Source organism: uncultured Senegalimassilia sp. (assembly GCF_934632265.1).
GTDB lineage: Bacteria > Actinomycetota > Coriobacteriia > Coriobacteriales > Eggerthellaceae > Senegalimassilia.
Map to the genome: position 1 here is coordinate 1 of NZ_CAKTYH010000154.1, position 3,689 is coordinate 3,689.

Genomic DNA, 3,689 nt, shown 5'->3' on the forward strand with positions numbered 1-3,689 from the left:
CAAGGTCGGAAAACGTTCGCGACAATCATGGGTCAAACAAAAGCACGCGTTAAGACGCGCTATCTTTGACGCTCACAGCGCAAGGACGGACATCGTCAACTACTATTCGGATTGGCTGTTCAAGCGCTTTGAGGAGGGGTTCGCCTATTCGCGCAATTCGCTGTTCCCCAACTCGGTGCGCCGCTACGAGCTCACGCCCGACAAGGTGGATTGCCTCATATTCGGCTCGAAGAACTACGCTCCCGTTCTCAGCCGCATCCATGAGATAGCAGACGCGTTCCCAACATACTTCGGATACACCATAACGGCCTATGGGAAGGACGTGGAGCCCGGAGTCCCCTCCATTGACGAAAGCATCGAGACGTTCCTGGCCTTGTCGAGGATCGTCGGGCGGCAGCGCATGACTTGGCGCTACGACCCCATCCTGCTCACCGCGGATTACACGATCGAGCGGCACCTGGAGACGTTCGAATACATCGCCGATCGCCTGAAGGGCCATTTCGACCGCTGCATCTTCAGCTTCGTCGAGATGTACAAGAAGCATGAGCGGAACTTTCCAGAGCTCGTTCCCTTGCAAGAGCAGGATATGCAGGCCATCGCCTCCGGCATCGGGCGTATCGCCCAGCGACGAGGGTTCATCCTCCAGACCTGCGGGCCTGAGGAGGATTACGCACGCTATGGCATCAACACATCGGGATGCGTGACGCTCGATATGCTCGGACGGGCGAACGGACTCTCTTTTCGCAGCCTCAAGCACAAGGGGTTTCGGAAAGGATGCCACTGCATGGAAAGCCGCGACCTCGGCACGTTGAACACCTGTCTCAATGGTTGCAAGTACTGCTACGCCAACAAAGACCCCTTCACGCCCCGAGAGCTCTATAGGCTGCATGACCCCGATTATCCTCTGCTCATCGGGCACTTGAAGGAAACGGACCGTTTGGAGCCCGGATCGCAAAAGACATTCTTGGCGCCTGAAAGCGCACCCTTCGGAGGCCTTGCATGAGCGGGCGATGGGAGGATGGAAAGACGCGCTGTGCATGGGCCAACCCGAAGAACCCCGCCTATATCGCCTATCACGACCACGAATGGGGCGTGCCCACCCACGACGATCGCGACCTTTTGGAGATGCTCATATTGGAGTGCTTCCAAGCGGGCCTTTCCTGGGAATGCGTGCTGAATAAGCGCGAGGCGTTTCGCCGGGCCTTCGACAACTTCGACTTGGAGGCAGTCTGCGCCTATGACCAGAAGAAGATCGCTGCCCTGCTGCAAGATGAGGACATCATACGCAACCGCTTGAAGATACATGCTGCCGTCAACAATGCCCGGATATTTCGAGACGTGCAGAGAGAATTCGGCTCGTTCGATCGCTATCTATGGGGTTGGACGGATGGGGCAACCGTCTATGAGTCGGGGTTGGCCTCATCCCCTCTTTCCGACACGGTATCCAAGGACCTGAAGGAGCGCGGCATGAAGTTCGTGGGAACGACCGTGATCTATTCCTACTTGCAGTCAGTCGGCATTATCTACTCGCACGATGCGGGATGCTTTCTTTGTCGCCCTTCAGAAGCTGAAACCACCCGAAACGATTCAACTCACAAACGGCTAAGTTCATAACGTTTAGATCATCTGCGGAAGAAGGGGCAGCGTAATCGCCGATGTTGCAGGTCGCATAGAATCCAAGCGTCGCATTCAAGGTATATCGACCTCGGAGCTAGGTCGTCGAATCGGTATCGACAAGAAGCGACTCTGGGACGTGTTCAACGGGCAGCGCGAGATGCGGGCTGACGAGTTCCTGAAGCTCTGTGTGGCACTGCGCATCGACCCGCGCTCCTTCGTCACGAGGGAAATGGTCGAGCGGATCGTCGAGGCATCGAATCCGCCCCGTTTTCGTTGACAGGTTCTATGCCGCCTTCGCCTGCGTGCCTCTCCTCGAGCTCCGCCGGGCTGAGCCAACCCGGCGCCGAGTGAATCCGAAGCCTGTTGCAGAAGGTCTCTATGTGCTCGAAGAGGGAAAGCGCCGCCGGCCGTCTTCACCCAATGCGATGGGGAGCCCGCGCCGCAGCCCGGCTCCCTGGCTATCTCGGCGTATACGGCATCGAGCCCCGCCGCCTTGTGAAGCTCGACGGCACTCGCCTTGAACCCCGCCGTGTGCCTCGGCGATGCGTTTGCCATGGTTCCTCGCCTTCCTCCGTCTGCGCATATGGTGCAGAACGGCTTGGAGATGCGATCAGGAAGGCTATCGAGGCCAAGACCCCCAAAAGCACAACGCATGCCACCTCCCCAACCCCGACGAAAACGAGCCCGGCCCCGCATCCCGAAGGAAGCGGGACCGGGCTCGTCCCATACAGCCGCCGGCACAACCCGCCGGCAAGCCGACCGCGCCGCACGCGCGGCAGCAACCCGTCAGCTCGCCAACCCGCTACCCCAGGCGGCGCGACTTCGTCTCGGGGCCGATCGCCAGCGTGACCGCGGCCGCCACCAGCGCGATGGCCACGATGCCGAAATAGATGACGTTGGGCTGCAGGTTCGCCAAGATCCACGTAACGGCGAACGGCATGACCACGTTGACGGCCTTGCCGGCGCCCTGCGAGATGCCCGCGCCGCGGAAGCGGTACCTGGTGGAGAACAGCTCGCCCAAATACACGCTGATCACCGACGCGTTCAGCACATAGAAGCCGATGGTCATCAAAAAGCCCAGCACGGTGATGACCGCCGTCGAGCCGGCGTTGAGCGCCATGGCGTAGGCGAACGCGAACACCGCCACCCAGATGAACGCGCCGGAAACCTCGACGCGGCGGCCGAGCTTCTCGATGAGCAGCGCGCCGATGAGCGCCCCGAGCGGCGCCGCGAGCATGGTGATGGTGGTGGAAAGCAGCGAGGTTTGCGTGGCCAGGCCGATGTTCTTCAGGATGGACGGGCCGAACGTGGTGTAGGTGTACTGCGTCAGCGACGTGCCGATGACCACCACGATGCCCAGGAACAGGTTGCGCGCCAGATGCGCATCGGAATCCATGGCGCCCTTCTCAAACACCACCTGTTCAGCGGGCGAAACGCCGGCTTCTTCCATCTCGCACTCGATACGGGAGATGATCGCCTCGGCCTCATCGAAGCGGCCGTGCTGGATAAGCCAACGCGGGCTTTCGGGCATCGCCTGGCGCGCGATGCACACGATGATGGCCGCCACGCCGATGACCGCGAACACCAGACGCCACGACTCCTGCCCAAGCGGGCTCCAAATGGTGATGAAGAACAGGCACAGGAACATGCCGATGGGCGAGCCGCAGTTGGCGATGGTCGAGCCGATGGCGCACCAGCGGCCGCGGCGCGCGACGGGCGCGAACTCGTTGATCATGCTGAAGCTGGTCACCAGCTCCGACCCCAGGCCCAGGCCCACGAAGAAGCGCATGGCTATCATGAACGTCATGTTCGGGGAAAGCGCGCCCAAGATGGTCGCGAAGCCGAACAGCAGCAGGTTGAACTGGAACGCCTTGCGCCGGCCGAGCTTGTCGCCGATGAGGCCGGCGATCAGCGAGCCGATGAACAGGCCCAGAAAGCCCGCCGACAAAAACGCCGCCGTCTGCTCGTTGGTGGCGAACCCGGTTTCGGCCAGCGTGCTCTTCACACCTCCCGCCAGGTAAACATCCATGGCGTCCACGAACACGCCGGCCGAAGTCAGCGCCATCACCTTC

At 61.0% G+C, this 3,689-nt stretch carries 4 protein-coding genes; 3 read left to right on the plus strand and 1 reads right to left on the minus strand.

Annotation, left to right across the window (positions count from 1 at the left end):
* The 3 genes from Q0H50_RS08820 to Q0H50_RS08830 all read left to right on the plus strand — a co-directional run.
* Positions 1-1,003, plus strand: a 1,003-nt coding sequence (locus tag Q0H50_RS08820) for a DUF1848 domain-containing protein (protein ID WP_294421535.1), incomplete at its 5' end; no start/stop codon positions are given.
* Positions 1,000-1,614, plus strand: coding sequence for a DNA-3-methyladenine glycosylase I (locus Q0H50_RS08825; RefSeq protein WP_294421537.1), 615 nt, complete (start codon positions 1,000-1,002; stop codon positions 1,612-1,614). The genes Q0H50_RS08820 and Q0H50_RS08825, both read left to right, overlap by 4 nt.
* A gap of 82 nt (positions 1,615-1,696) precedes the next feature.
* Positions 1,697-1,894, plus strand: coding sequence for a helix-turn-helix transcriptional regulator (locus Q0H50_RS08830; protein WP_294421540.1), 198 nt, complete (start codon positions 1,697-1,699; stop codon positions 1,892-1,894).
* A gap of 525 nt (positions 1,895-2,419) precedes the next feature.
* Here the strand turns inward: Q0H50_RS08830 and Q0H50_RS08835 are convergent.
* Positions 2,420-3,689, minus strand: a 1,270-nt coding sequence (locus tag Q0H50_RS08835) for an MFS transporter (protein WP_294421538.1), incomplete at its 5' end; no start/stop codon positions are given.